Below are 3,761 nucleotides of genomic sequence, written 5' to 3' on the forward strand. Positions count from 1 at the left end.
AGTTCAAAGTGGCTGTGTGATTATGGATTTGGCAATATTAGATCATATTTGTTAACAAAGTGCGATCCCGCCCTGCTGACAATACAGTGTTGATCACCACACACGACTACACCATAGAAATTGTCACTGATATGGTGTTAACTAGCCTGAGTTCTCTCTCCCTAAAGAAATAGCTCGCTCACTACGTAAAATTAGATAATTGACATAAGTGGTTTCAAAACGATCTTGTTCCCACAAAGATAAAATACGTTTGGCCGCAAAATAGTAATCTTTGTTTTTTAATAAGACTCCGACCGTACGACTGAGCTTTTCAAAGCGTACCTTATCGCTCGCAGAAATATAGTGCTCTTCACTTTGAATAATGGGTGCTAAACCATCAGCAAACCAATTGTTTAAGATTTCTCGCATCTCCAATTCAGATTCAGGCACATCCACACTCGACAACTCACGATGTTGCGGCGGCGGTGCTATATATCTAGATGCTTGCGGTGAACTGACATATCGATACATGTCATCCCTCCTTTTCAACAGACTCTTCAATATTTAAGGATTACTTTTATCCGTTCTCAAGTTTTTAATCAAACGAATGAATAAAAAATACCAAAGAAAAAGCCATGTAAAGATGACTCTACATGGCTTAATGGAGGGCAACATTACGCTACCCTATCTACTTGTTGGTTCAGACTAAAACTAAGTCCTTTCTATTAAATAGAGCTTTGATCGAAGTCGTTGCCATGGTCTGTTCCAGTTTGAGAATCAGAATCGAAGCTTCCTGAATCATCTGTGAAGTCAACACCTTGGTCTTGACCGCCCGCAGTTGTCCAGTCGCTGCCACCCGATTCCATACCGGCCATGTCTGGTTGCTGATCTTGCGTAGAACCTTGCATGGTGTATTGATCATCGACCTCAACTTCAACAGAGCCACTTGCGCCTTCTATCGAAGTACCCAATTCGTCGTAACCTTGGAATTGGATATCGCTAGTACCTTCGTAACCCTCCGGAAGCTCAACCGATACAGGCTGTTCCAAGTTACCACTGATTGTGAAACTACCATCACCGTTATCGAGTGCGTTACTTACACTTGAACCTTCAGGTAAGCCTGACATTTCAGCATAATCAACTGACTCGTTATCACTCACCTCATCAGGAATCGAGATAGAAATAGTGTCACCCGGTGCTGCTGTTACATCGGCAACACTATCTCCACTTTCAACTTCAGCATCTTGAGCTTGATCATCAGCAGGTTGCGCCACTTCCACTTGCTGCTCTTCTGTTGCTTGAGCAGCTTGTACTTGTGGTTCATCACTTTGCACTGAATCATCTTCCACTTGAATACTTAGGCTATGACTCGAAACCTCACCGCCATCGTTGACATCGACATTCATCGCTAAGTTGCCATCGAAGTCTTCATTTGGCCAGTAAGTCCATTCTCCTTCGCCAGATTCAGCGAAGAAGCCAGCATCGTTAGCATCTGAAACATCAACAACTTCAGCTGTATCACTCAGTCCTAATTCATCCACCAACTGTGAACCTGTAATCGTCAGTGAGCCATCATCGGATAACGCATAGCCTTCGTTCGCAGCGGCTTCATCGCCGCCTTGAACATCCACGTTGAAGAAGCTTTCGATGCGATTCTCACCATCGGTTGCTATAAATCCAACTTGAACATCACCTGTGTGTTCTGCAGCAGGAGTGAACTGATAGTTACCTTGATTATCACTTTCTATCACACCCTGACCTTCCATCAAGCTCACTGACTCGATGCTCAAGCTATCGCCATCTGCATCACTCAGGTTCGCTAACATGTCTTCATCGGTGAATGATAGGCTTGAATCAGCAGCCATTTCTGTCGTCGTGATGGTGTCTACTTCAGGGGCTGTATTCTCTTGTGAGTCGCCTTCTTTGACAACCACGCCAGTTTGCTCATCATGAAGCACACCATCTTTGTCAACTACGTAAGCAATGTCCGCTTCACCAGTAAAGCCTGGAGCTGGTGTAAACGTCCAAGTGCCATCTCCATTATCGACAATCTCACCTTGGCTGCGGTCTGCAAGATGAACCAGTTTCACTTCATCATCACTGTCTGCATCCACATTCTCAGCTAAACCGATTAAGTCATCCGCCGTTAGGATAATGGAATCACCCGCTACGGTTTCGAAATCACCAGAATCGATGCCATCATCAAACGCTTCAGGCTCATCTCCGTAATCAACCGTTGTTGCACTGACAGTGACGAAAAACTCACCATGGAAGTCTTCAGGAGGCGTCATTTGAATGTTTGAGATATCCCAGTCGAACAGGTCGATGTATTGACCCGGCTCGGTGATCATCACTGTATTCACACCATCGGTTACCTCGAACCCAACAGGGAAGCCTGTCATCACCAAATTACTTAGCGTTTCTGAATCATCGACTAGGCCAACGTTCAATCCTAAGTGACCCGTTTCATCTTCACCGAAGACTAATGGGCCGTCATGGTCGGTTGAAATTACTGCACCATCCGCGACAGGACGTACGAATACTGGAACATCGAGAACCGTTTCAAACTCACCGTCACTCACCACAACTTGTAGGTCAGAAACGCCAGCAAAGTCACCCGTTGGAGTGAATGTCCAAGTACCATCACCGTTGTCTGTTATTTCGCCACCATCTTCTCCCTCAGTAGTGATAATGCGTGAAACAACAAGGTCAGCGGTGTCAATATCACCGAACAGATTCATCAAGTCGCCAGCATCGAAGGTGAACGCGCCATCTTCGTCAGTGGTCATCATTGCATTACCGACATTAAATGGTGCGTCGTTTACTGGAACGATATCCACATTCAGCGAGCCATCAACTACCTCTTCACCATCGGTTACTTGATATCCTAGTTCTACCAAGCCATTGAAGTCTTGAGTAGTCACCAAGTGATACATACCATCTGGTTGCTGAGTTAAGGTCGCATTCGCTGGTGCACGGACAGTGATGCTCTCAACACTTATCTCGTCACCATCAAGATCCGTTACCTGATCTGCAATGTAAGCTGGGTCAATCACCATGACCACATCTTCTTCGCCTTGCATCTGAACGGTTGGTGCGTCAGGTGCATCATTGACTGGCGTTACATCAATATTGCCTTCAACGGAAATAGTTGCCTCGCCATCACTAACGTCAAACGTCATTGGCACATCGCCATTGAAGTTTTCGTTTGGTGTGAATGACCAGCTGCCATCTTCGTTGTCAATCAGATCACCTAAGCTTGGGTCAATCTGAAGACCTGAAGCTTCAAGTTCGTCTGAAGTATTATCAATGTCAGTCGCTTGCGCTAACAACATGTCTTGTGTGATCAGGATAGTACTATCTTCGGCTGTGGTAAGTTCCACATCCTCAGATTCAGGTCCATCGTTCACTGCCTGAACATCGATAGCTGCCGTTGTTGTTGCTGTCGCACCGTCATCATCGGTGACGACCACATCAAGGCTGATATCACCATTGAAGTTCTCGTTTGGCGTGAAGGTCACTGACCCGTTGTCGTTCTGAACTAACGTACCGTCAGCGCCTGAGTAGCTCACGCTATCGAGTGACACCTCACCGTCCACATCCGAGCTGTTGGCAATCAACTGCTCTGGGCTCAAGGTGATGGTGCCGTCTTCGTTCATTTGGTAAGACGTCGAACCCGCCACTGGCGCGTCGTTGACGTCGGTGACCGTCACATCAATGTGGGCGTTCACCGTCTCTGTGCCGTCCGACACCGTGAAGCCTAGGTCAACCTCGCCATTGAA

At 46.4% G+C, this 3,761-nt stretch carries 2 protein-coding genes; both read right to left on the reverse strand.

Annotated features, from left to right (window positions below; genetic code table 11):
- Nucleotides 1-141: 141 nt before the first annotated feature.
- The gene (locus Q1A70_RS19295; RefSeq protein ID WP_299695522.1) at nt 142-510 is read right to left on the reverse strand and encodes a hypothetical protein; all 369 of its coding nucleotides are present in this window, start codon (nt 508-510) and stop codon (nt 142-144) included.
- Nucleotides 511-704: 194 nt separating this feature from the next.
- Nucleotides 705-3,761: tandem-95 repeat protein (locus Q1A70_RS19300; RefSeq protein ID WP_299697560.1), on the reverse strand; the 3,057-nt coding region annotated here is incomplete at its 5' end.

Origin of the sequence: uncultured Vibrio sp., assembly GCF_947488985.1 — a bacterium.
Classification (GTDB): Bacteria; Pseudomonadota; Gammaproteobacteria; order Enterobacterales; family Vibrionaceae; genus Vibrio.

Coding starts and splice junctions, on each gene's coding strand:
- Q1A70_RS19295 (WP_299695522.1), bottom strand. CDS start 510: ATGTATCGATATGTCAGTTCACCGCAAGCATCTAGATATATAGCACCG.